Genomic DNA, 22,863 nt, shown 5'->3' with positions numbered 1-22,863 from the left:
CCTCACCACAGGTAGAACAACGCAAAGATGAACACCCAGACAAGATCGACGAAGTGCCAGTAAAGGCCCGCGATCTCCACAATCTGGAAGTTGCCGCGTTCAACAAAGCCCGGTTGCAGGATCTTGCGCGCGATCAGCAACAGATAGATCACGCCGCACGTCACGTGAAAACCGTGGAACCCGGTGATCATGAAGAAGCACGCGCCAAACTGTGCGGCGCCCAGCGGGTTGCCCCACGGGCGCACGCCCTCGTTGACGATCAGCCGGGTCCACTCGAACGCCTGCAGGGAGACGAAGGTTGCGCCGAGAAGCGCGGTCGCGAGCATGAGCGCCGCGGCGCGCCGGGCATTGCGCCGGTAGCCGAAGTTGACGGCCATCGCCATGGTGCCGCTGCTGCTGATGAGCACGAAGGTCATGATGGCGATCAGCAGGAGCGGCACCTCAACGCCGCCGATCCGCATGCCGAAGACCTCGGCGGTGTCGGGCCACGGCACGGTGGTCGACATGCGTACCGTCATGTAGCCGATCAGGAAGCTGCTGAAGACGAAGGTGTCCGACAGCAGGAAGATCCACATCATGGCCTTGCCCCACGGCACCTTGAAGGCCTCGCCGTCGGCTGACCAGTCGGTGACGATGCCGGGCCAGCCGCCGGGGAGCGGCTCGGCTGATCCGGTAGGGAGCGTGGGCGTGCTCATGGTGTGGCTCCATAAGACGGCCCGCAGATCGCGGCGACGAATGCAGGCGTGATCCACCACATGGCGGCCAGCAGCGCGAGCCATACGATCAGCAGGAAGTGCCAGTAGGCCGCGCACAGCGCGACGGCAGGCAGGGTGTGATCCGGGTGGCTGTGCTGGCGCACCATCGTCGCGGCCAGGACAACGATGCCACCCATCACGTGTGCCGCATGCAGGCCGGTGAATACATACAGGAAGCTATCGGACGGGTTGACCGCCACGCCTTGCCCGTGGGCGGAGAGCTGCTGCCACACCATCCACTGCCCGATGACGAACCACGTGGCAAGTCCTCCGCCGGACAGCAGCCATGGCGTGCGGCCGGTGCGCGCCCGCCGCGCGATCTCCATTGCCGCGCAGGCCAGTGCCAGCACGCCGGTGTTCCACCAAAGCAGCACTGGCCGAGGAACGGGCAGCCAGTCGGCCTCGCGCATGCGCATCGCGTAGGCAAGGATCAAGAGCGAGAACAACGCCGTCACCACGGCCATGAAGACGCGCAAGCCGATGCGGCCGGCGCTGGGCATGGCAGGTGGCAGATCTGCCATGAACGGGCGGGGCAGGGTCGTCATGCGCGCACCTCGCGTGCGTGGACGGGGGCGGATTCAGTTGCTGGCATGCCGGACGGCGGCTCGTTCTGCGGCACGAAATCTTCCGTCCGGTCTGGCGGGCTGTATTCATACGCCCAGCGGTAGACCTGCGGCAGGTTCGGCCCCCAGTTGCCATGAACGGGCGGGGTTTGCGGCGTCTGCCACTCGAGGGTGGTGGCGTGCCACGGGTTGGCGTTCGCCGGTTTCCCGCGCTTCAGGCTCCAGGCGAGGTTGAACAGGAACAGCAACTGCGCGACGCCCACAACCAAGGCGACGACGGTGATGAACGCATTCAATGACTGCGCAGACGCGGGGATGAAGCTGTAGCCCTCGTAAGCGTAGTAGCGGCGCGGCATGCCGAGAATGCCCAGGTAGTGCATCGGGAAATAGATCAGGTACGTGCCGATGAAGGTGATCCAGAAATGCGCACGGCCCAGCGTGTCGTTGAGCATGCGGCCCGTCACCTTGGGGTACCAGTGATAGATGCCGCCAAACACCACCAGGATCGGTGACACGCCCATCACCATATGGAAGTGCGCGACCACGAAGTACGTGTTGGACAGCGGAATATCCACGCTCACGTTGCCGAGGAACAGCCCCGTCAGCCCGCCAATCAGGAAGGTGCTGATGAACGCGATGGCAAACAGCATCGGCACGGTGAGGTGGATGTCGCCGCGCCACAGCGTCAGCACCCAGTTATAGACCTTGAGCGCCGTCGGGATGGCAATGATGAGCGTGGTGGTGGCGAAGAAGAACCCGAAGTAGGGGTTCATGCCGGCGATGAACATGTGGTGTGCCCACACGACAAAGCTCAGTGCCCCGATGATGACGATGGCCCACACCATCATCCGGTAGCCGAAGATGTTCTTGCGCGCGTGCGTGCTGATGAGATCCGACACGATGCCGAAGGCCGGCAGGGCGACGATGTAGACCTCCGGGTGGCCGAAGAACCAGAACAGGTGCTGGAACAGCAGCGGGCTGCCGCCGGCGTGCTTCAACGGCTGCCCCATCGACACCACCGCCGGCACGAAGAAGCTCGTGCCCAGCGTCTTGTCGAGCAGCATCATGATGGCGGACACGAAGAGTGCCGGAAACGCCAGCAGCGCCAGGACGGTCGCCACGAAGATGCCCCACACCGTCAGCGGCATGCGCATCAGCGTCATGCCGCGCGTGCGTGCCTGCAGCGTCGTCGTCACGTAGTTGAGCCCGCCCATCGTGGCCGCAATGATGAAGATGGCGAGCGACACCAGCATCAGCACGATGCCCCACTCGGTGCCCGGCGTGCCCGGCAGGATGGCCTGCGGCGGATAGAGCGTCCAACCGGCGCCGGTCGGCCCGCCCGGCACGAAAAAGCTGGCCACCAGCACCAGCACGGCCAGCAGGTACACCCAGTAACTGAGCATGTTCAGAAACGGGAACACCATGTCGCGCGCGCCCAGCATGAGCGGGATCAGGTAGTTGCCGAAACCGCCCAGGAACAGCGCCGTGAGCAGGTAGATCACCATGATCATCCCGTGCATGGTGACGAACTGGTAGTAGTGGCTGGCGTCGATGAAGGGGAACCGGCCCGGAAAGCCCAACTGCAACCGCATCAGGTTCGAAAGCACAAGCCCGACCAGCCCGATGGCAATGGCCGTGAGTGCGTACTGCACCGCGATGACCTTGTGGTCCTGGCTCCAGACGTAGCGTGTCCAGAAACGCTGTGGGCCACGGTCGTGCTCGTTGTGCGCGTAGGGCATGACGCCTCCTCGCTACGGTTTGGCCGCGCTGGCGGGCGCGGGGCCACCCTGTGCCTTGATGTAAGCGATGAGCGCAGACAACTCCTGCTCGCTCAGGTTGAAGTTCGGCATGATCGGTGCGAAGCCCTTGACCACGCGCGCCTTGGGGTCGCGAATGAAGGCGCGCAGATAGGCCTCGTCAGCCACGGCGGTTGTGCCATCGGCCATGGTCTGCGTGGAGCCGTACAGGTCTTTCCACGTGGGGCCGACACCGGGGTTGCCGTTCACGCTATGACAAGCGACGCAGCCCTTCGCCTGCGCGAGCGCCTTGCCCTGGTCCGCCAACGCCTGCGCGCTGCCGCCTGCCGCAGCCGGCGTGGCTTGCACCTTTGCCTGCAGGCTCTGCTCGAACGTCGTTTGCCGCGCCAGCCAACGGGTGAATGCAGCTTCATCCTCCACCACCACCACGCCGCGCATGTTCGAGTGACCGATGCCGCAAAGCTGCGCGCAGAGAATGTCATAGCGCCCCGCCTTGGTGGGTGTGAACCAGAACGTCGTGACCATGCCGGGCACCATGTTCATGCGGGCACGGAAGGGCGGCACATAGAAGTCGTGCAGCACGTCGCGCGAGCGCGCCAGCACCTGGATCGGGCGGTTGAGCGGGAGATGCAGTTCGGGCGTGTCAATGAGGTAGTTGTCGCGCCCGTTGGGGTCTGCGGGGTTCATGCCGAACGGATTGTCGTCGGTGATGTAGCGCACGTCGGTCGTGCCCAGCTTTCCGCCAGGGCCGGGAAAGCGGAACCGCCATTGCCACTGCTGGCCGAGCACTTCCATCCGCAGCGCATTGGGCGGCGGGCGCACGTAGTCGGCATAGACGAACAGGCCGGGGGCCAGTAACGCCGCGACACCCGCCGTGGTGATGCCGACGAGCCACCATTCCAGGCGCTTGTTGTGGGGTTCGTAGGCGGCGCGGTGGCCTTCGCGGTGGCGGTAGCGCCAGAGCGCAGCCACGACGAAGAGATTGATGGCGATGAACAACACACCGGTAATGACGAGGGTGATCGCCAGCGTGTCGTCCATGCGACTCCAGTTGGAGGCGATTGGCGTGATCCACCACGGGCTGGCAACGTGAAACCCCACCGCCAGCACGACGATCAGCAAGAGCGCAATCGCAAGGGCCATGGGCACCTCCGCAGAGGGATTCCCTCAACACGCTAAAGCTAGGCTAGGTCGCGCATTTGGAGCGTGCAAGGCCACGTAAGGACGAGGCGGGCTCTTTCCACGTCGCGCCCCGGCGCAAGGCGTGCTGCGCCGCAATACAAAACGGCTGCCGCCGGCACGGATTGCCGGGGGCAGCCGTTTCCTGATGGCGCTCACCCGCTTGTGGCGCCGCGGGAAAAGACCGGCGCGTCAGTGCATCGTTTCCTGGCCGCGCCGCTCGACCATGCCGTAGACGATGGCCGTCGTCACGCCGAACAGCAGGTTTGCCAGCAGCGGCCCGGTGCCGCGCTCCGACGCAAACCACGGGAACACGGCCGTCATGCCGTAGAAATTGAATACGTACGCCACGATCCCAAAGGCCAGCCCGATGGCGGCGAGCATGCCCACGCTCGAGTCAAAGTGGAACGGAGCGATGATGGCTCCGAGGATCATCCCCATGATGGCGCCCAGGACGAAGTGCAGCACCAGCGCCGTTCCCACGATGCTGAAGCTGAACAGCGACAGCTCCTCCAGCGCGCCTTGACCCATCACCATGGCCGCGATCTTGTGCGTCGGGCGCCACGGACTTTCATTGAGCACCATGGTCGACCAGAAGAACTCCAGCACGATCACCAGGGCGCCACCCACGAGGCCGGCCGCGCTGGCTGCCAGCCAGTCGGGCATGCGGCGCTCCCAATGGTGCGATTGCATATGCAGTTCCATACGAACCTCCTGCTGCGGATGTATCTGCGTCGGCACTCAGGAACCGTGTGCGCCACTTCTGCTGCATGCGCGCCTGGCGGTGGAGTGTTCTCCGCCAATTCAGTCTGGCAGATACGGATGCCAACGCAAGGTGCAAAAACCCTGCGCGTCGCACAGCACGACAGCGTTCTGATCGAAGGTCAGCATGAGGGTGTCGGCGGTGGCAGGGTCATCGGTGAACAGCAGGACGCTGGGCTCTGGCGCCCACGCCTCGGCCATGCTGGCAGAGGCGGCTTCAGGCGCGCCGCCCTCGCCGTACAGCCATGGCATGCCTCGCGCGATGGCCCAGGCCAGCAGTTCCGCCTGCCGCGTGGCGTTCTCTTCTGCAGAGACCGGCCGTGAGAACGGCTGGTACGCCGTCACGAACACGGCCCACCGCGCATCGGCCTGCGCGAGCAGCGCCGCCACGCACGGGTTGACGGCATCGAGGTGCAGCAGCACATCGCCCTGCGGCGTTTCCACGCGGTACCGTGCGCTACGGTAGGCGGCGATCAACTCGGCGGTGGGCGCGGGCGGATGACGGTGCATTGTTGCGGCGCGTGGGCACGGCCATCTGATCTGGCGCAACGCAAAAGGGCCGTGGATGCCACAGAATAGCGTGTGTGCCGGCAACCTGCAGCCGCTGCACGCAAACAACCCAACTCCCTGCGAGGCTTGAACCATGTACAAGAAGATCCTGGTCGCCGTGGACGGCAGCGAAACCAGCAAGCTGGCCCTGGCTGAAGCCGTGCGTCTGGCCAAGGCATTCCAGAGCTCGGTGCGCGCCGTATATATCGTCGACAGCCCAGCCATGCTGTTCGACGTGGGCTATTACGACCCGACCGAACTGCGCAAGTCGTTCATCCAGGCCGGCACGCAGTTGCTGGCGGAAACAGAGGAAACGCTGAAAAAAGACGGCGTCACGCAGGAAAGCGCCCTGGTGGAAACCGAAGGCATCGGTGAAGACGTGGCTGCCGCCCTGCAGCGCGATGCCGCCAAGTGGGGGGCAGACGTGGTGGTGATCGGCACGCATGGCCGTCGCGGCCTGGCGCACGCCATGCTGGGCAGCGTGGCGGAAAAGTTCATCCGCCAGGCCACCATGCCCGTGCTGCTGGTGCGCGGTCCCGCAAAGGACTGACCGCGCCGACGCTGCATCAGGCGCCTGCGGATACGAACAACGTGCAGGCGCCTTCTTCCGCCGCGGACACATTGCGGCGGAAGCCCGAGAACAGGTCCCGCCCAACGCCCGCGTGGTAGTGCGCCAGGTCCGGCACGCTGACCTGCCGGGCGTTCCATTCCGCCTCCGGCACACGCACCGACAGCGTGCCCGCCTCGGCATCCAGCACGACGATATCGCCATCGCGCACGCGTGCCAGCGGCCCGCCGTTGAGCGCTTCCGGCGTGATGTGAATGGCCGCCGGCACCTTGCCCGAGGCGCCGGACATGCGGCCATCCGTCACCAGCGCCACCTTGAAGCCCCGCTCCTGCAGCACCGACAGCGTCGGCGTCAGCTTGTGCAACTCCGGCATGCCGTTGGCGGCCGGGCCCTGATACGGCAGCACGGCCACGAAATCGCGTTCCAGCTCGCCCGCCTTGAAGGCGTGGATGAGGTCGTCCTGGGCGTGGAAGACCCGCGCCGGCGCCTCGACAAAGCGATGCTCCGGCTTGACGGCCGATACCTTGATGACCGAGCGGCCGAGGTTGCCGTGCAGCACGCGCAGGCCGCCATCCGGCGAGAAGGGTTCGGCCACGCCGCGCACGATGTTCGTGTCGAGCGAGGCCGCAGCGCCGTCGCGCCACACCACCTTGCCGTTGTCCAGGAAGGGCTCCTGCGCGTGGCGGCGCAGGCCCTTGCCCATGATCGTCGTGACGTCTTCGTGCAGCAGGCCCGCATCGAGCAGCTCGCGAATCACGATCGACAGGCCGCCCGCGGCCTGGAACTCGTTCACATCGGCCTTGCCGTTCGGGTACACGCGTGCGAGCAGCGGAATCACGCCCGACAGGTCATGGAAGTCATCCCATGTGAGCAGGATGCCCGCGGCGCGTGCCATGGCGATGAGGTGCAGCGTGTGGTTGGTCGAGCCGCCCGTGGCGAGCAGGCCGACGATCCCATTGACGAAGGCGCGCTCGTCCAGCACGTCAGCGATCGGCGTGTATTGCGTGCCGCTGTACACCAGCCTGAGCGCCTGACGCGCGGATTCCCGCGTGAGCGCTTCACGCAGCGGCGTGTTCGGGTTGATGAAGGCGGTGCCCGGCAGGTGCAGGCCCATGATCTCCATCAGCATCTGGTTGGAGTTGGCTGTGCCGTAGAACGTGCAGGTGCCGGGGCCGTGGTACGACTTGGATTCCGCTTCCAGCAGGTCGGCGCGCGAGAGCTTGCCCTCGGCATAGAGCTGGCGCGTGCGGGCTTTTTCGTCGTTGCTGATGCCGGTGGTCATCGGGCCGGCGGGCACGAACACGGCCGGCAGGTGGCCGAACGACAGGGCGCCGATCACCAGGCCCGGCACGATCTTGTCGCAGACGCCCAGGTACAGCGCCGCATCGAACATCTGGTGCGACAGCGCCACGGCGGTCGACAGTGCGATCGTGTCACGCGAGAAGAGCGACAGCTCCATGCCGTCCTGGCCCTGCGTCACGCCATCGCACATGGCTGGCACGCCGCCCGCAAATTGCGCGGTGCCGCCGGCTTCCAGGGCGGTTTCCTTGATCCACGCCGGGAAGACGTCCAGCGGCTGGTGGGCGGACAGCATGTCGTTATATGCCGACACGATGCCGATGTTCGGCCGCTCCAGCGCCTTCAGGCGGATCTTCGCCTCGCCCGGCATGGCGGCAAAACCGTGGGCGAGGTTCGTGCAGGACAGCAGCGTGCGCTCGACCTTGCGGCCGGCGTTCTTGCGCGTGACATCCAGATAGGCTTGGCGAGGGCCGCGGCTGCGGTCGATGATGCGCTGGGTGACGTCGGCCACGACGTCGTGCAGGCGTTGCGGGGCCATGCGGGTTCTCCTGATGGGGTCCGGGGTGGGACGGAATGCTGTAATTTTCCTACAAATTGGCGGAATATGGGGCAGGGTTTTCCAGAGGTATGCGCTTCTTTCCAACGCTTGCGCACGCGAATTGCGTGCCAGAAGTTGCCACATGGCGCCAATTCTGCGCTGGAAGGCCCCTCGCAGGACTCGGTTGGACCGCTGTGCGAGCCGCTTGCCTGTCTTGTAGTAATACTACAAAATGCGCCTAAAAAGCGTGTTGTCCCGCTAGTCAGCTAGGCTAGCCTAATCGATGGCTCACACACAGGAGATGACGATGTCGGTGCCCGCATTCGACATGGTGTTGTTCGGCGGTACGGGCGATCTTGCCCGCCGCAAGCTGATCCCGGCCTTGTTCGATGCGCACCAGGGCGGCGAACTGCACCCGCGCGGGCGCATCTTTGCCATCGGCACGCAACCGCTGGAAACAGCGGGCTACCTGGCCCTGCTCGAACGCGAGACGCGGCCGACCATGCGGCTGTACTCGGGGGCCCCCGTGTCCGACGATGCCTGGGCCTCGTTTGCCGACCGTGTCGTCTATCAGCAGGTCGATGCCCGCAAACCCGAGCAGTTCGACGCGCTGGCCGCCGCGCTGGGTGAGGACCGCGCGCCCGTGACCGTATGCTATCTGGCAACGGCGCCGGGCATTTTCGTCGACATCTGCGCGCAGCTTGCGCGCGTCGGGCTGAATACGCCGAACGTGCGCCTGGTGCTGGAAAAGCCGCTCGGCACCGATCTCGCATCGAATGAGCGTATCAACTCCGCCGTGGCGGAGTTCTTTGCCGAAGACCAGATCTACCGCATCGACCACTACCTGGGGAAGGAGTCGGTCCAGAACCTGATGGCCATCCGCTTCGGCAATGCGCTGTTCGAGCCGCTGTGGCGCCGCGAGTGGATCAAGGATGTGCAGATCACCATCGCCGAGCAGCTTGGCGTGGAAAAGCGCGGGGACTTTTACGACGGCGTCGGCGCGTTGCGCGACATGGTGCAGAACCACCTGCTGCAACTGCTGTGCATCGTCGCGATGGAGCCGCCGTCGAGTCTGTCCCAAGACGCCATCCGCGACGAGAAGCTGAAGATCCTCAAGGCGCTTGCGCCGATCCCGCTGCAGGAGGTGCCCGAGAAGACCGTGCGCGGTCAGTATCTGGAGGGCGCCATTGCCGGCCAGCCGGTGCAGGGTTATCTGCACGAACAGGGGATTCCGCCCGACAGTCGCACCGAAACCTTCGTCGCGATCAAGGCCGAGATCGCCAACTGGCGCTGGGCCGGCGTGCCGTTCTATCTGCGTACCGGCAAGCGCATGCCGCAGCGGCTGGCGGAAATCGTGGTGCGCTTTCATGACGTGCCACATGCGCTGTTTCCCAAGCCGCTCATCCAGTTTCCAGAGAACCGGCTCGTCATCCGCCTGCAGCCGGAAGAGAGTATCCGCCTGCAGTTCCTGACCAAGGCTCCGGGCGCGGCGCTGGGCTTGCAGCCCTCCACGCTGGACCTGGATTTCACCGACCACGGCGGCGTGCGCCACGCGGGCGCCTATGAACGCCTGCTGATGGATGCCGTCAACGGCAAGCTGGGCCTGTTCGTGCGCCGCGACGAGCAGGCGGAAGCCTGGCGCTGGGTCGAGCCGATCATCGAAGCGTGGAACGAAGCGCGTATGCCGCCCAAGGGCTATACCGCCGGTAGCTGGGGCCCTGCCGCGTCGAGCGCCTTGCTCTCGCGCGATGGCGCAGCCTGGCACGAGGAGATGTAATGACGACGCGCTGGCATGCCCTGGCGGACCCGGCAGCGCAGGCGAAGGCGCTGGCCGAGGCCATCGCCAGCACCCTCACGCACGTGATCAATGAGCAGGGCCGGGCGTGCCTGGCCGTGTCGGGCGGCCGCTCCCCCATTGCGCTGTTTGCCGCGCTGCGCGTGCAGCCGCTGCGCTGGGCCGACGTCGCGGTCACGCTCGTCGACGAGCGCGCCGTGCCGCCCGAGCATGCGGACAGCAATGCGCGGCTGGTGCACGAGCATCTGCTGAAGGACGCCGCCGCCGCGGCGCGGTTCTTCCCGCTGGTCTTGCCAACGCATGTGCATGGAGGATCGGTGGACGTGGATGCTTGTGTGGCCACGGCCAACGATCCGTTCCAGCAGCCAGACGTGGTCGTTCTCGGCATGGGCGACGATGGGCATACGGCCTCGCTGTTTCCGGACGCGCCCGAGCTGGCCGACGGCTTGGATCGCGCGCGCGCGCCAGCCTATCTGCCGGTGCGCCCGCCAGCGGCGCCGCACCGGCGCATCAGCCTGAACCTGTCGGCGCTGTGCGCTGCGCGGCGGTTGTTCCTGTCGATTTCGGGGCCGGTCAAGCGCACGGTGTTCGACACCGCGACGCAAGGCGGCACGCAGCCTGCGCTGCCGGTCAGTTATGTCATCCATCAGCGGGAGGTACCGCTCGATGTCTATTGGACTGCATGAAGTGAACGCGGGCACTGACGCAGATGTCACGGCCTACCCGCGCCTGGTGGCCGACGTGGGCGGCACCAACGTGCGCTTCGCGCTCGAGATGGCGCCGATGCGCCTTGCGCACATCGGTGTGCTGGCCGGCGACGATTATCCATCGCTCGAATCCGCCATGCGTGCGTATCTGGCGTCGCTGCCGCCCGAGATTGCGTCGGCCGGCGTGCGCCATGCGGCCATCGGTATCGCCAATCCGGTGCTGGGCGACCAGATCCGCATGACCAACCGCGACTGGGCCTTCTCGATTGAAGCGATGCGGCAGTCGCTGGGTTTCGACACCTTCGTCGTGATCAACGACTTTGCCGCACTGGCCCATGCACTGCCGTACCTGCCGGCCGATGAGCTGGAACAGGTGGGTGGCGACGCCAGCCTTGCCGATGCGCCGCGCGCCCTGCTCGGCGCGGGCACGGGCCTGGGCGTGGCCTCGCTGCTGCCGACGCCCGACGGCCGCTACATCGCCGTCGCGGGCGAGGGCGGCCACGTGGCCTTCCCGCCCATGAATGACGAGGAAGTGGCCATCTGGCGCTTTGCGCGCGAGCGCTTTGGCCACGTCTCTGCGGAGCGGCTCATCTCGGGCATGGGGCTGGAATTGATCTACGAGGCGCTGGGTGCGTGCTTCGACTTGTGGCAGCAAGGCCCGGCCGTACGGCGCGCCGCCGACATCACCGCCATTGCGCTCGGCGAGATGGAAGATGCGGCAGGCGATCATGCGCGCTGCCGCTACGCCGTCGATACGTTCTGCGCTTTTCTCGGCACCATCGCAGCCAACCTGGCCGTGACGCTGGGTGCGCGCGGTGGCGTGTACATCGGCGGGGGGATCGTCCCAAGGCTTGGCCCGGCGTTCGCCAACTCGCCGTTCCGGCGGCGCTTTGAAGACAAGGGCCGCTTCTCGTCCTATGTAGCGGCGATGCCGGTGTATGTCATCCACTCGCCATACCCGGGGCTGATCGGCCTGTGCGCGGCGATGGACCACGCGGTGGCACAGGGGCATTGAGCGCCCCTGAGCGCCTGCCGTTCTACTCGGGCAGATCCGCCCGCTGCGGTGCGCTGCCTTTGCGCAGCGCCACTTCCAGCACCAACGCGTCGAGCAGTGCCAGATGCAGCAGCCGCGCCACCATGGAGCGGTCCGTTGCGGCGATGTCGACATCGGCCGGCAGCACCACGTCGGCCAGCGCGGCCAGCGGGCTGCCGGGTGCCGTGACTGCGATGACATGGACGCCCAGTTCGCGCACGCGCTCCACGGCCGTCTGCAGCTCGGGCAGGGCCCCCGACTTGGAAATCGCGATCACCACGTCACCGGCCTGCAGCACGTTCAACGACATCGAGACGAGATACGGATCGCTGTACGCATTGGCGGGAATGCCGTAGCGGAAGAACTTCGTCTGCGCGTCGCGCGCCACCACGCCGGAGCTGCCGAAACCGTACAGGTCGATGCGGTGCGCGGTATCGACGAGGGCGACCGCTGCATCCAGTGCCAGCGGGTCGAACCGGTCGCGCATGGCAGCGAGCGCGTCAATGGTGTCTTGCAGCACGCGCGTGCCCGAGCGCGGTACGTTGCTGGGCGCGGCAGCCCCACGCGGTTTGTCATGCGCGGCGTTGCCTTGCGCGAGCCGCAGCTTGAAATCCGACAGGCCATGGCAGCCCATCGAACGGCAGAAACGGATCACGGTGGGCTGGCTGACCCCGGCCTCGCGCGCGATGGCGGCCACCGGCAGGCTGAGCACCGTCCCGGGCTGGCGTAATACCCAGTCCGCCACCTGCCGCTCCGCCGGCGACAGTGACGGACGTGCCGCACGGATGCGCTCGCGCAGGTCGGTGGAGGGCGGGGCCAGCGAGGAGGTGTCTTGCGGGGCGCTCATCTGCGCGGGGGGCTCGGGTGGTGGATCGCGTCACGATAAAGGCAAGCGAGCCCTCGCGCAACCGCCTGACGTGCGCTCTGCAGTTCTACAATGCGCCTCTCCTGCTCTCTTTTTTTTCTGTGATGCGCGTACTGCTCGTAGAAGACGACGACATGATCGGCGACAGCGTGCGCAAGGGTTTGCGCCACGACGGCTTCACCATCGATTGGGTGCGCGACGGCGAGGCGGCGCTGCACGCCGTCACGGCCCCGGGCGCGGGCGGCGCGGAAGCGGGCGGCACCCTGTTCGACCTGATGCTGCTCGACCTGGGCCTGCCCAAGCGCGATGGGTTGGAGGTCGTGCGCGAGTTGCGACAGCGCGGCATCGTCATCCCCATCCTCATTCTGACCGCGCGTGATGCCGTGGCCGACCGTGTGGCAGGCCTCAATGCGGGTGCGGACGACTATCTCGTCAAGCCGTTCGACCTGCAGGAGCTGGCCGCGCGCATGCATGCGCTGCTGCGCCGCCAGGGCGGCCGCGCCGATCCGCTCCTGCGCCACGGCGATGTGGTGCTCAACCCCGTCACGCGCGAAGTCTTGCGCGACGGGGTGCCGGTCAAGCTCTCGGGGCGCGAGTTTGCGGTGCTGCACGCGCTGCTGGCCCGTCCGGGCAAGGTGTGGTCGATTGCGCAGTTGCAGGACAACCTCTACGGTTGGGATGAGGAGGTCGGCAGCAACACGGTGGAGGTCTATATCCACGCGCTGCGCAAGAAGCTCGGCAGCCACCTCATCCAGAACATTCGTGGCGTGGGCTATGTGATTCCGCGCGAGACGTCGGCGTCGCCTGCGGAACCTGCCAGCGGCGAGGACCACCAATAAGTCATGCAATCCATCCGCAAAACCCTGCTGTGGTGGCTGGCCGGCGGTCTGCTGGCGGGCATCGTCATTGCCACCGGCCTGATCTACGCGCAGGCCCGACAGGAGGCCAACGCGCTGTTCGACTACCAGATGCAGCAGATGGCCGCCGCCCTGCCCAGCCAGTGGATCGACCCGCCTCCCCCGGCGCTGGCCGCCATTGCGCGCGACGACGATGTCGTGATCCGCATCTGGGACGACTCCGGCCGCAGCCTGTATCTCTCGCACGCGCGTCCGGACCTGCCCGAGCGCGCCGAGCTGGGTTTCTCCGATGTGCGCACGGCCGAGGGCCCCTGGCGCGTCTACAGCGTTGCCTTCGGACCTGCCGTGGTGCAGATCGCGCAGCCCTACAGCGCGCGTCACGAGGTGGCGGCGCGCATGGCCCTGCGCACGGTGGCGCCGCTGCTGATCCTGCTGCCGCTGCTGGGGTGGATCGTGTGGCTGGCCGTCGGGCGTGGGCTGGCGCCGCTGGGCTTGGTCGCCACGCAGGTCCAGGCACGCGATGCGGCGGCGCTGTCGCCGCTTCCCACGCAAGGCCTGCCGGATGAGATCCGTCCGCTCACCAGTGCGTTGAACGATCTGCTCGCCCGTCTCGGGACTGCGCTGGCGCACCAGCGTGCGTTCGTCGCCGATGCCGCGCATGCGCTGCGCACGCCGCTGGCCGCCCTCAAGCTGCAGCTGCAGGTGGCCGACCGCGCGCAGAGCGAGGAAGAACGCCGGGCCGCGCATGCCGACCTGCATCGCGGCGTGGAGCGCATGATCCGCCTGGTCGGCCAGTTGCTGACCCTGGCGCGGCAGGAGCCCGGCGCCGCCGACCCGCAGCGCGCGCCGGTGGCACTCGACGCCGTGGCGGCCGATGTGGTCGCCGAGCTGTCCCCGGCGGCCATTCACAAGGGCATCGATCTGGGTATCGATGTGGCGTCCCAGCCGGCGTCCGTCCTGGGCAGTGCCGATGCGTTGCGCGTGCTGCTGGTCAATCTTGTCGACAACGCGCTGTGCTACTGCCCCCGCGGCTCGCGCGTCGACGTGTCGACCAGCCACACGCCCGATGGCGGTGTGCAGCTCGTCGTGGAAGACGACGGCCCCGGCATTCCCGCAGAAGAGCGCGAACGCGTGCTCGACCGCTTCTACCGACCCACGCACGCGCCGACCGGCGGCAGCGGCCTCGGCCTGGCCATCGTCCGGGAAATTGCCCAGGCGCATGACGCGGCGCTGGCGCTGGAAACCCGCGAGGGCGGCGGCTTGCGCGTGGTGTTGCGCTTTCCGTTCAAGGCCGAGACGTAGAAACACTTTGTTTCAAGTGACGGTTGTGCCCCGCCTGGTCGTTTAAGTCTTGTTTAAGTCTGCCCGCCTACGATGCCTTCAACCGATGGGCACGGCGGGCGACTCCCGCAAGCCGTGGCCCTCGCACAGCAAGAGAGGACACGACAATGACGCGTCAGACCCTGGCACGCAGCGCGGCTGGCTTGGCCGCCGTGATCGCCGTCGCGGGCGGCTATGCCTATCTGCAGAAGGATGTGATTACCCGGGCGGTGGCCGCGCCCATCGCACCCGTCACCACGCCGCAAACCTCAATGGCAACGCCTGCGGTGGCGGTGGCTGCGCCGATGGACTTCTCCGGCATCGTCGAGCGCTACGGCCCGGCCGTGGTCAACATCAGCGTGACCGCGCATGCGCAGCGCACGAGCATGCAAGGTCTGCCGCCGGGCATGAGCCCCGATGACCCGTTTGCCGATTTCTTCAAGCACTTCATGCCGCAGATGCCGCAGCAGCGCGGCGACCAGATCGTTCGCGGGCTGGGCTCGGGCTTCATCGTGTCGTCCGATGGCCTCATCCTGACCAATGCCCACGTGGTGGACGGCGCGCAGGAGGTCAACGTCAAGCTGACCGACCGCCGCGAGTTCAAGGCCAAGGTGCTCGGCGTGGACAAGCAATCCGACGTGGCGGTGCTGCGCATCTCGGCCAAGAACCTCCCGGTGGTCCAGATCGGCAGCCCGGCCAATACCAAGGTGGGTGAGCCGGTGGTGGCCATCGGGTCGCCTTACGGGTTCGAGAACACCGTGACGGCGGGCATCGTCAGCGCCAAGTCGCGCTCCTTGCCCGACGATACCTATGTGCCGTTCATCCAGACCGACGTGGCCGTCAACCCCGGCAACTCGGGCGGGCCGCTGTTCAATCAGCACGGCGAGGTCATCGGGATCAACTCCCAGATCTACAGCCAGACCGGCGGCTATCAGGGGCTGTCGTTCGCCATCCCGATCGACGTTGCGATGAAGGTCGAACAGCAGCTCGTGGCCACCGGCAAGGTCACGCGCGGGCGCCTTGGCATCGCCGTGCAGGAGGTCGACCAGTCCCTGGCGGATTCCTTCAATCTGCCCAAGCCGGAGGGCGCGCTGGTCAACTCTGTCGAGTCTGATGGTCCTGCCGCAAAGGCCGGCCTGCAGCCTGGCGACGTGATCCTCCAGATCAACGGGGCACGCATCGACCGCTCGGGCGATCTGCCGGAACAGGTGGCCGACATCAAGCCGGGTACGACGGTGCCGCTGCAGATCATGCGTCAGGGCAAGCCGACCACGCTGTCGGTGACTGTGGGCGCAGCCAAGGACGCCAAGGTGGCATCCAATGACAAGGCGGCCCCCAACCAGGGACGCCTGGGTCTGGCGGTGCGTCCGCTGCAACCCGACGAGAAGCGTCAGAGCGGCCTGCCGGGCGGCCTGGTGGTGATGGAGGCGAGCGGTCCGTCAGCCAAGGTCGGTATCCAGCCCGGCGACGTGATCCTCTCGCTCAATGGCACGCCGGTGTCGTCGGTGCAGGAGCTGCGAACGTTGGTCGAGCGCGCCGGCAAGCATGTCGCCCTGCTGGTGCAGCGTGACGATACGAAGATTTTCGTGCCGGTGGATCTGGGCTGACGCCGGCTCACCGGGTTCTGTTGTTTGTTCGGTGCCTGCATGTTGCGGCGCGCGTCCCGAAGGGGGCCGCGCCGCTTTTCTTTTTCAGGAACGTGCCGAACGCTGCCGGCACAGTCTTGCCGTGGCGCGGTCCAGGGCGACGCGATGCAGCGTATCGAGCGATTTCTCGCGGGCGACGCGTTCGGCGTCGAGTGCGACCTGTGTCGCGCAGTCTGCCCGGGCGCGGGCAGGCCCGGCCTCGTGCAGCCCCTGCAGGATGGCTTTCTGCAGCGTATCGAGTTGCGGTCGGATGGTGTTCGGCAGGCTCTGCCGCGGCGCCGTGGGCGCACTGCCTGCCCTGCGCCAATCGTTGAGCAGGGCGTATTGCACTGTCTTGTTGGCTTCGATCTGGTCGGTGAAGACCTCTGCCGCGTCCGCTGCCTGCACGCCGTAGGCAGGCGCCATGGCCGAGACGTTCGCAATGACCTGGGCTTCGCGCGCTGGGTCGTAGACCGGCTGGCCGGAGTCCCATTTGCTCAGGGCGACCTGATCTGCGGTGAGGAGGCGATCGGCGAGATGGCGCAGCACCGGTGCGAACGCGCCTTCCTGCGCGCCGGCCTGGGTTGCACAACCCGCCACGAGCCAGCAGGCACAGGCTAGAGCAGCGCCCTTGCGGGCGGCGGGACGCTTGAGAAGGTTCGTCATGCTGCGTGTCCTGTTGGGAGGAGCCGCCATGATACCGAAGCGCAACGTCCTCGCGGTCGACAGCGTCGCGCTGGTGCCCGCCACCATTGCGTTTGCACGTGCTGTTCGTCATAAACCCAGGTATCATGCGGGCTACGTGCCATATGTGTCCGCAAAGCCTGCGGCGGCGCGGCTAGCTGAGCGTACGACAATGGATTTCGACCCCGATCTGGAAGGTTTGCCGCTGTTCGCCAAACCCGCATTCGGCTGGGAGGATCTGGCGTCGGCAACGCCTGCCGAAGGTTCTCCCGCCAAAGTTCCCCGCCTGCGCCGATGGCGCGGGCCCATCACGCACTGGGAGCGCGGATACCGCTCCCACTATTACCGCGACAAGCGCGGCAAGAAGCTCGGGGAAATCCACCTGAGCCCGCGCGGCCAGGTACCGCTCGTCTATCGCTGGCTGGCCGGCACGCTCTCGGGTGTGGAAGGGTCGCTGTCGCACGCCCGCATGCGCGTGGAAGAAGCGATCGGGTTCGGGATGCGGCAGATGGCGCTTTTCTGAGCGCGCGCGGGCGCGTTGGCTGGCACGGTCGATCCGTCGAAGCAGCCGGCGCCATGTCAGGGCGCGCCTGCCCGCGGGCATCGGTGACGGCCAGGCTGATGCGCCGCTGGTTCCACCTGACGGACACCGCCGCCGTACCGGGGCGGCCTGAGAGAGGGCTGGGTCGTGACAAGTGCATTTGCTTCCAACGCGTGGTTCCAGAGCCTGCCGCTCCAGGCGGCGCAGGCCCTGCTCGAATGCGCCGTGCCCGTGCCTGTCGCGGCAGGCGCTTTTCTCTTCCATCAGGGCGATTCGATGGACGGCGGTTCGCATGCGTTCTTTGGTGTTGCCAGCGGGGTGCTCAAGCTGTCGATCTTCAATGCCGAAGGCGACGAGGCCATCCTCGCCCTGGTGGAGCCCGGCAACTGGTTTGGCGGCGTGTCGACCCTTGATCAGCAACCGCGCGGCCATTGCGCGATCGCGCTGGAAGACGCCGAGGTGCTCGGCGTGAGCGTGGAGCAGTTTGAAGCGTTGATGCGCGACGCAGCGTTTGCCGGCGCGATCGCGCGGCTGGTGGCGACGCGGCTTCGGCTGGCCTATGGCTCCCTCGCGAGTGCGGCGTTGCATGCGACGCGCGCGCGTGTGGCGCGCCGCATTGCCATGCTGGCACACGGCGATGTATCGCAATCTTCAGAGGGGCGCACGACCATCTCCACCTCGCAGGACGCGCTGGCCATGATGCTGGGAATCAGCCGTCAGACGCTGAGCAAGGAGCTGCAGGCGCTGGTCCGGTTGGGGGCCATTCGCCTGCGCTATGGCCACATCGAAATCGAGGACATGGCCGCGTTGCTCAACGCCACCGACACCTGCGTCGATTAAGCTCCGGAGCGCAAGGCCGCCAGCAGATCGGGGCCCGACCAGCTCGGTCGGGGCACGGCCGCTTCCGCGGCATGCACGAGCGCGCAAAGCCGCGCATTCACCGGTGCCTGCTGCCCCAGGCGTTCCGCCAGCCGAACGACCTCGCCGTTGATCCAGTCGACCTCGGTGGCACGCCCCGCCGCCAGATCGTCCGACATGGACGAACGCGCCAGCGGATCGATGGCAAGCATCTTTCCGCCCAGCCGCGCAAAGAGCGCATCGGGCGTGGCAAGCAGGCGCGGAATCCATGCGGGCGGCACCGGTGTCAATCTGGCCGGCCGGATACCCGCACGCGTGAGCAGCCTCAGCGCCTCGCTTTGCGCCAGCGCCAGGCAGCGGCGATAGGCACGCTGCGACAGTTGTTCTTTCAACGGGCGGTTGGCCAGCGCATTGACGGCGTTGTTCAGGTTGAGCAGCAGCTTGGCCCATTGCACCGCCATCATGTCGGTGCGCTCCATCAGCGGCAATCCCGCACGCCGGAAGTCGTCGACGAATGGCCGCAGCGCATGCGATGCAGCCACTTCCAGTTCACCGCCCGTCCCCTGATGAAAAGCGCCCGGTGCTGGCTGCATGACATTGAACGGCACCATGCCGGCCAGCACGGTGTGTTGCGGCAGCGCGGCCCGCAGCACGTCGGCATTGCCCAGGCCGTTCTGGAAACTGACCACGGTGGTGCCAGGGCGCAACAGCGGCTTGAGCTCGTCTGCAACGGACGGCGTCGCGGCGGATTTGACGGTCACGAGAACGAGTTCTGCGCTGGCCGCCGCGCTGGCGTCGGTCACATACGGCATGCCCGAGGCAGGCACCCGCCAGCGGCCGCCGCGATAGTCCGTGAGCGTCAGGCCGTGCGCGCCCAGTTCGCTGCCGATGCGTGCGCGGCCGACCAGCGTGACGTCGGCGCCCGCCGCCAGCAGACGGCCGCCGAGATAGCAGCCGATCGAGCCGGCCCCCACAATGCAGATCTTTGCCATGCAACTCCTTGATCGGGATCGGTCAAGCCAGGCGCGGCACCTCGTACACCAGGGCCGGCTGGAGTGTGTCGATGGCTTCCACCGGCTCGGGTGGCCGCCACATGAACAGCGAGAAGGTCATCTTCTCGGGTGTCACGTCGATGATGGTAAAGCCATTCTTCTCAGTCGGGCGCAGCGCCTCCTGCATGGCGACGGACAGCGCCGGCGTGGTTTCGATGCTGCGGAAGGCCGAAGGGAAGGCGAGGTCGCCGGTGCCGAGCGTGCCGGTCATGACCGTGTGCACAGGCTGCGCGAAGGCCAGATCGCCCGAGCGCGACATCGACCCGGCCGCCGAGGCATGGAAGTCGCCCTGCACGATCACGGCCGCGCGCTGCTTCTGCTCGGCAAGCGCAGCCACCAGGCGCTGGTGCTGTGCATGCCAGCCGCTCTGCCAGCCGGGCTTGGGCTGGTTGGCGACGAGGCGGCCGGTCTTCCGGTCGAGCAGGTCCGGATACCAGTCGCCCAGCTTGCCCGAGGAATACGCAAACGGCAGCGACGGCACGTGGAAGAAGTGCGCGGTGTCTTCGGCGCGCGTACGTGCCACGAGCCAGTCTTCCACCCACTGCGGTACCACGCGTGCGTGAATGCCCTTGTTGTCGAGAAAGCGCCGGCAGTCGTACAGCACGGCTTCGAGCAGCGCACCGTACCGCAGCGTGCCGAAGGCGCTGTTGGTGTCGGCGGGCATGCCGGCCTTGTCACCGCCGGGCAGCCACACGGGGCGGTTCGCGTCGGGCAGAAATTCGGGGTAGTAGCGATGTTGCGTCAACTCTGCACCCACGAGGCCGTAAGGCTCCGGCGGGAGGGTGGCGACCTTGTCGTCAAACTCGTCGTTCTCGAACGTGTCGTGGTCGTCGGTCAGGAAATACGCGGGCGTGGAGCGCAGCGTGGTGCCGTATAGCCCGCTGATCTGGTAGTCGCACACGCGCGTGAAGATGGCTTCGTTCTTCGGGTGCCACATTGGCACCGACATGTCGAGCGCGCCGCCAAACTTCGCCCACATCAGTTCGCGCACCTGGTGGGCAAACGGCTTGTTCTGCGAGGTCTGCAGATCCCAGTAGATGTGGTCGCCGTTGGCGATGACGGTGTCGGGCGCGAACGACATGCCGCGCGCGAGCAGGCGGCGGCGCGCGGCCATGTCCAGCCACGCGGTCTTGCCGGCCACCGGCGGGCCGTCGTAGCCGCCGGCGCAGGTGTACGCCAGGATGCGCAGGCGCGCGGGGGTGGCATCGGGCGCGGGAAAGGTGCGCAGCGGCCACGCGTCGGCCAGCGGCTTGCCGCTCGCATCGACAATGCGCAGCGTGTACTGCGTGGCGGGCTGCAGGCCGCGTACGTCGAAGCGCCAGAAGCGGCCGGCGGCATCAGTCTGCTCGCCGGCGACGCGCCTGCCGTTGACCATCAGCCACGGCGCACGCGCAAGCGATGCCTGGAACGACGCCTTGATGAGAAAGCGGTCGTGGCTGGCAGCGGGAATCAGGTGTGCAAGCTGGCCAGCGTGCCAGTTCGCATCGGGCGCATGCGCGCCGGCCTGTGCGCTGTCGGGCAGGCTCACGCCCAGCGCGCCGAGGCCGGCGGCGGCCGTGCCGAGTGTCAGGAAGTCGCGCCGGCTCATGCCGTGCGGGGCGTTGCAGTGCGGTGGGGTACGTGAAGGCATCGTCCATCCTCTGGCGGGGTGCGGGAAGCGCCATCGTGCCGAGGTGGCTGCCGGGTTGAATGTTCAGATTTTGACAATCTAGGGTTAGTCCTCACCGCAGGCTTTCATGACAAACGCCCCGCTGGCCGAAGCCACCGGGGCGTTGTCATGTCTGCCTGTTCAGGAGGCTCGCTCAGTAGCCCCACACCTGCATTTCATCCAGCGAGTAGCCCCACTGCGTAGCGCGCTGCGTGCCGTACATGCGGACATAGCGGCCGCTGCCCTTCAGGTTGGCGAGCGAGACATGGCCCCATGCCGCTCCCTTGGATGTCGAATAGATGCTCGTCCAGTTCACGCCGTCATTCGAAGTCTGGATGGAGTACACCTTGGCACCGGCGTCCCAGTACAGATCGACGCCCGTGATCGTGCGGATCGAGCCGAGGTCCACCTTCAGCCATTGCGTACCGGCGGCGCTGCCCTCGATCGAATCCCACCGCGTGCTGGTGGTGTTGCCGTCAAACGCATAGGCCGGGCCGAGGCTTGGGCTGTAGCTGGACGATGCACTGGCGGGCTTGCCCTGCGAGAGCAGCGTGACGGCCTGCGCGGCGACCGTGGTGCCGGCGTAGTAGTTCGAGCCGAGCTTGGCCTTGGTGGTGTCCGAGTTCACGCCGAACTGCGACAGGCTCCAGCGCTGGCCCGTGGTCGCATCGCCCAGGTAGAGCTGGTAGCCGCCGGCGGTGGTCGACGAGAAGAACACGTAGTTGGTGCCGTTGACGGGCGACGGGTCGGAGTTGTTGCTGTTGCAGTCGTTGAGCGGAAGCTGGTTCGGCACGTCGCTCGGGTTGACCTTGGTGTAGATCTGGTCGGCCTGGCTGGTGGCATCCAGCCAGCGGGCGTAGAACACCATGCCGTCAGCGCGCACGATGGGGTAGTACGTGGCCAGGCCTGCCGGCGCGTCGAACGCGACGTTGGTTGTGCTGCCGATCGTCTGCTTGTACAGGCCCATGCCTGAACCCGTGCCGGTTGCGTAGTAGACCGCGGTGCCATCCGGCGTCGCGAACGGCATCGAGTTTTCCACGCCGGGCGCCGTGCGCGTCAGGTTCACGACCGACGTAAACACCGGGCCCGAGCTGGTGTACGACAGCGCGGCCTGCATCACGTCGCCGTTCTGCTTGAAGAGCAGCGATTTGCCGTCGGCGCTGAACTTCGGGTCTTCATTGCGCGTCTGGCCGGTGCTGTTGGTCAGGTTGATCGGCAGGTTGCTCGTTCCCACCTGCCAGAAGAAGACGTTCCACGCGTTGTTCTTGATGCCCATGAACGCGAGCCACTTGCCGTCGGGGCTGAACACGGCGTTCATCGGGTCCTGGATGCCCCAGGTGGTGTTCGACACCTGCGTGAGCGTGCGTGCGGCAAAGTCGTAAATGAAGATCTGGCTGGTCCCATCGCCGTAACTCACGTAGCTGTGATACGCGAGCTTGCCGGTCAGGCTGGCCGGAAAGGTGCTGTTCGATTGCGTGGTGGGATTGACGACGCAGTTGGCTTGAGCCGTGGCCGAGAAAAGGGCAAACGCCGCGCTGGCGATGATGCCCAGAGAAAGCAGAGGGTTGCGCATGAAACGGGTACTTCCTAAGCAAGTGTCAGTGGTGCTTTCGTCCCTTCATGGCCTGCAGGCAAAGCTCCGCCATCCCGGGGCGGGCCCGAGTTGAAAAAGCGCCACAAACTTGGGGTGACGAGGCGATGAAGACGCGCCGCAAAAGACCCTGTTGCTTCGTACCGTCGTGCTTCTTGTCGGGGTCTCGACTACATCGAGAGGGCGAGTCGCGGACCAGACTGTAAGGGTTTCGCTGACAGTCCGAAACCCCAATAAGAAAGCCGTTCTTGCCCTAATTTCCGATGGTGGGCGCCGTGCGCCACATGCGCGTGTAAAGCTGACACGCCGATGCTGCA

Annotated in this window: 21 protein-coding genes; 9 read left to right on the top strand and 12 right to left on the bottom strand. The window is 66.5% G+C overall.

Features of this window, described 5'->3' with window-relative positions; translation table 11 throughout:
* Positions 1-2 precede the first annotated feature (2 nt).
* From R2N03_RS08930 to R2N03_RS08905, 6 genes are all read right to left on the bottom strand, one after another.
* Complete coding sequence (locus R2N03_RS08930; RefSeq protein WP_316657275.1) at positions 3-695, bottom strand: heme-copper oxidase subunit III family protein; 693 nt, start codon at positions 693-695, stop codon at positions 3-5.
* The gene (locus R2N03_RS08925) at positions 692-1,300 is read right to left on the bottom strand and encodes a cytochrome c oxidase subunit 3 (protein WP_316657274.1); all 609 of its coding nucleotides are present in this window, start codon (positions 1,298-1,300) and stop codon (positions 692-694) included. Before R2N03_RS08925 ends, R2N03_RS08930 begins: the two co-directional genes overlap by 4 nt.
* Positions 1,297-3,057 (bottom strand): cytochrome c oxidase subunit I, encoded by a 1,761-nt coding sequence (ctaD, locus tag R2N03_RS08920; RefSeq protein WP_316657273.1) that lies wholly within the window; start codon positions 3,055-3,057, stop codon positions 1,297-1,299. Before ctaD ends, R2N03_RS08925 begins: the two co-directional genes overlap by 4 nt.
* Positions 3,058-3,069: 12 nt before the next feature.
* Positions 3,070-4,218: a c-type cytochrome gene (locus R2N03_RS08915; protein WP_012430831.1), complete on the bottom strand. Its 1,149-nt coding sequence runs from the start codon at positions 4,216-4,218 to the stop codon at positions 3,070-3,072.
* 228 nt (positions 4,219-4,446) lie between these two features.
* A complete protein-coding gene (locus R2N03_RS08910; RefSeq protein WP_012430830.1) occupies positions 4,447-4,959 on the bottom strand; it encodes a hypothetical protein in 513 nt (170 codons plus the stop codon).
* Positions 4,960-5,058: 99 nt separating this feature from the next.
* A complete protein-coding gene (locus tag R2N03_RS08905) occupies positions 5,059-5,526 on the bottom strand; it encodes a DUF3293 domain-containing protein (RefSeq protein WP_012430829.1) in 468 nt (155 codons plus the stop codon).
* Positions 5,527-5,659: 133 nt separating this feature from the next.
* Here R2N03_RS08905 and R2N03_RS08900 point away from each other — a divergent pair, with 133 nt between their 5' ends.
* Positions 5,660-6,115: a universal stress protein gene (locus R2N03_RS08900; RefSeq protein ID WP_012430828.1), complete on the top strand. Its 456-nt coding sequence runs from the start codon at positions 5,660-5,662 to the stop codon at positions 6,113-6,115.
* Between the two features lie 16 nt (positions 6,116-6,131).
* Here the strand turns inward: R2N03_RS08900 and edd are convergent, their stop codons facing one another.
* Positions 6,132-7,970 carry a phosphogluconate dehydratase gene (gene edd / locus R2N03_RS08895; RefSeq protein WP_316657272.1) on the bottom strand — a complete coding sequence of 613 codons (1,839 nt, stop codon included), beginning with the start codon at positions 7,968-7,970 and terminating at the stop codon, positions 6,132-6,134.
* 307 nt (positions 7,971-8,277) lie between these two features.
* Between edd and zwf the strand changes: the two genes are divergently transcribed.
* From zwf to R2N03_RS08880, 3 genes are read left to right on the top strand one after another with little or no spacing between them, the layout of a single operon-like run.
* Complete coding sequence (zwf, locus tag R2N03_RS08890) at positions 8,278-9,747, top strand: glucose-6-phosphate dehydrogenase (RefSeq protein WP_012430826.1); 1,470 nt, start codon at positions 8,278-8,280, stop codon at positions 9,745-9,747.
* Complete coding sequence (gene pgl, locus R2N03_RS08885) at positions 9,747-10,451, top strand: 6-phosphogluconolactonase (RefSeq protein WP_316657271.1); 705 nt, start codon at positions 9,747-9,749, stop codon at positions 10,449-10,451. The genes zwf and pgl overlap by 1 nt, the downstream gene beginning before the upstream one ends.
* The gene (locus R2N03_RS08880) at positions 10,432-11,487 is read left to right on the top strand and encodes a glucokinase (protein WP_012430824.1); all 1,056 of its coding nucleotides are present in this window, start codon (positions 10,432-10,434) and stop codon (positions 11,485-11,487) included. The genes pgl and R2N03_RS08880 overlap by 20 nt, the downstream gene beginning before the upstream one ends.
* A gap of 22 nt (positions 11,488-11,509) precedes the next feature.
* Here the strand turns inward: R2N03_RS08880 and R2N03_RS08875 are convergent, their stop codons facing one another.
* Entirely contained in the window at positions 11,510-12,352 is an 843-nt protein-coding gene (locus tag R2N03_RS08875; protein WP_012430823.1) for a MurR/RpiR family transcriptional regulator, read from the bottom strand.
* Between the two features lie 122 nt (positions 12,353-12,474).
* On the opposite strand from R2N03_RS08875, the gene R2N03_RS08870 reads away from it, so the two are divergent.
* From R2N03_RS08870 to R2N03_RS08860, 3 genes are all read left to right on the top strand, one after another.
* Entirely contained in the window at positions 12,475-13,209 is a 735-nt protein-coding gene (locus tag R2N03_RS08870) for a response regulator transcription factor (RefSeq protein WP_012430822.1), read from the top strand.
* Between the two features lie 3 nt (positions 13,210-13,212).
* Entirely contained in the window at positions 13,213-14,529 is a 1,317-nt protein-coding gene (locus R2N03_RS08865) for a sensor histidine kinase (protein ID WP_012430821.1), read from the top strand.
* A gap of 146 nt (positions 14,530-14,675) precedes the next feature.
* On the top strand, positions 14,676-16,154 hold the full coding sequence (locus tag R2N03_RS08860) for a DegQ family serine endoprotease (RefSeq protein WP_012430820.1): 1,479 nt from the start codon (positions 14,676-14,678) through the stop codon (positions 16,152-16,154).
* A gap of 84 nt (positions 16,155-16,238) precedes the next feature.
* Here R2N03_RS08860 and R2N03_RS08855 read toward each other — a convergent pair whose 3' ends face one another.
* Positions 16,239-16,838: a chorismate mutase gene (locus tag R2N03_RS08855; RefSeq protein ID WP_012430819.1), complete on the bottom strand. Its 600-nt coding sequence runs from the start codon at positions 16,836-16,838 to the stop codon at positions 16,239-16,241.
* 190 nt (positions 16,839-17,028) lie between these two features.
* Between R2N03_RS08855 and R2N03_RS08850 the strand changes: the two genes are divergently transcribed.
* Both R2N03_RS08850 and R2N03_RS08845 read left to right on the top strand, forming a co-directional pair.
* Positions 17,029-17,379 (top strand): hypothetical protein, encoded by a 351-nt coding sequence (locus R2N03_RS08850; protein WP_041668689.1) that lies wholly within the window; start codon positions 17,029-17,031, stop codon positions 17,377-17,379.
* 165 nt (positions 17,380-17,544) lie between these two features.
* The gene (locus R2N03_RS08845; protein WP_012430817.1) at positions 17,545-18,237 is read left to right on the top strand and encodes a Crp/Fnr family transcriptional regulator; all 693 of its coding nucleotides are present in this window, start codon (positions 17,545-17,547) and stop codon (positions 18,235-18,237) included.
* Here R2N03_RS08845 and R2N03_RS08840 read toward each other — a convergent pair.
* The 3 genes from R2N03_RS08840 to R2N03_RS08830 form a co-directional block, all read right to left on the bottom strand.
* A complete protein-coding gene (locus tag R2N03_RS08840; RefSeq protein ID WP_316657270.1) occupies positions 18,234-19,247 on the bottom strand; it encodes a 2-dehydropantoate 2-reductase in 1,014 nt (337 codons plus the stop codon). The two genes, R2N03_RS08845 and R2N03_RS08840, sit on opposite strands and share 4 nt — an antisense overlap.
* Positions 19,248-19,269: 22 nt before the next feature.
* Positions 19,270-20,937, bottom strand: a complete 1,668-nt coding sequence (locus tag R2N03_RS08835; RefSeq protein WP_316657269.1) for an alkaline phosphatase D family protein — start codon at positions 20,935-20,937, stop codon at positions 19,270-19,272.
* A gap of 172 nt (positions 20,938-21,109) precedes the next feature.
* Positions 21,110-22,528, bottom strand: coding sequence for a discoidin domain-containing protein (locus tag R2N03_RS08830; RefSeq protein WP_316657268.1), 1,419 nt, complete (start codon positions 22,526-22,528; stop codon positions 21,110-21,112).
* Positions 22,529-22,863 lie beyond the last annotated feature (335 nt).

The sequence above is a fragment of the Ralstonia condita genome (assembly GCF_958405655.1).
Lineage (GTDB): Bacteria > Pseudomonadota > Gammaproteobacteria > Burkholderiales > Burkholderiaceae > Ralstonia > Ralstonia condita.
Note: the sequence above shows the minus strand (reverse complement) of the source record. Positions and strands in the feature narration are given on the sequence as shown.

What these genes read in the sequence shown, in the direction of transcription:
- R2N03_RS08915 (WP_012430831.1), bottom strand. Translation starts at nt 4,218, where the DNA reads ATGGCCCTTGCGATTGCGCTCTTGCTGATCGTCGTGCTGGCGGTGGGG.
- R2N03_RS08925 (WP_316657274.1), bottom strand. Translation starts at nt 1,300, where the DNA reads ATGACGACCCTGCCCCGCCCGTTCATGGCAGATCTGCCACCTGCCATG.
- R2N03_RS08865 (WP_012430821.1), top strand. Translation starts at nt 13,213, where the DNA reads ATGCAATCCATCCGCAAAACCCTGCTGTGGTGGCTGGCCGGCGGTCTG.
- R2N03_RS08850 (WP_041668689.1), top strand. Translation starts at nt 17,029, where the DNA reads ATGGATTTCGACCCCGATCTGGAAGGTTTGCCGCTGTTCGCCAAACCC.
- pgl (WP_316657271.1), top strand. Translation starts at nt 9,747, where the DNA reads ATGACGACGCGCTGGCATGCCCTGGCGGACCCGGCAGCGCAGGCGAAG.
- zwf (WP_012430826.1), top strand. Translation starts at nt 8,278, where the DNA reads ATGTCGGTGCCCGCATTCGACATGGTGTTGTTCGGCGGTACGGGCGAT.
- R2N03_RS08860 (WP_012430820.1), top strand. Translation starts at nt 14,676, where the DNA reads ATGACGCGTCAGACCCTGGCACGCAGCGCGGCTGGCTTGGCCGCCGTG.
- R2N03_RS08900 (WP_012430828.1), top strand. Translation starts at nt 5,660, where the DNA reads ATGTACAAGAAGATCCTGGTCGCCGTGGACGGCAGCGAAACCAGCAAG.
- R2N03_RS08870 (WP_012430822.1), top strand. Translation starts at nt 12,475, where the DNA reads ATGCGCGTACTGCTCGTAGAAGACGACGACATGATCGGCGACAGCGTG.
- edd (WP_316657272.1), bottom strand. Translation starts at nt 7,970, where the DNA reads ATGGCCCCGCAACGCCTGCACGACGTCGTGGCCGACGTCACCCAGCGC.
- R2N03_RS08875 (WP_012430823.1), bottom strand. Translation starts at nt 12,352, where the DNA reads ATGAGCGCCCCGCAAGACACCTCCTCGCTGGCCCCGCCCTCCACCGAC.
- R2N03_RS08855 (WP_012430819.1), bottom strand. Translation starts at nt 16,838, where the DNA reads ATGACGAACCTTCTCAAGCGTCCCGCCGCCCGCAAGGGCGCTGCTCTA.
- R2N03_RS08835 (WP_316657269.1), bottom strand. Translation starts at nt 20,937, where the DNA reads ATGCCTTCACGTACCCCACCGCACTGCAACGCCCCGCACGGCATGAGC.
- R2N03_RS08830 (WP_316657268.1), bottom strand. Translation starts at nt 22,528, where the DNA reads ATGCGCAACCCTCTGCTTTCTCTGGGCATCATCGCCAGCGCGGCGTTT.
- R2N03_RS08905 (WP_012430829.1), bottom strand. Translation starts at nt 5,526, where the DNA reads ATGCACCGTCATCCGCCCGCGCCCACCGCCGAGTTGATCGCCGCCTAC.
- R2N03_RS08880 (WP_012430824.1), top strand. Translation starts at nt 10,432, where the DNA reads ATGTCTATTGGACTGCATGAAGTGAACGCGGGCACTGACGCAGATGTC.
- R2N03_RS08910 (WP_012430830.1), bottom strand. Translation starts at nt 4,959, where the DNA reads ATGGAACTGCATATGCAATCGCACCATTGGGAGCGCCGCATGCCCGAC.
- R2N03_RS08840 (WP_316657270.1), bottom strand. Translation starts at nt 19,247, where the DNA reads ATGGCAAAGATCTGCATTGTGGGGGCCGGCTCGATCGGCTGCTATCTC.
- ctaD (WP_316657273.1), bottom strand. Translation starts at nt 3,057, where the DNA reads ATGCCCTACGCGCACAACGAGCACGACCGTGGCCCACAGCGTTTCTGG.
- R2N03_RS08930 (WP_316657275.1), bottom strand. Translation starts at nt 695, where the DNA reads ATGAGCACGCCCACGCTCCCTACCGGATCAGCCGAGCCGCTCCCCGGC.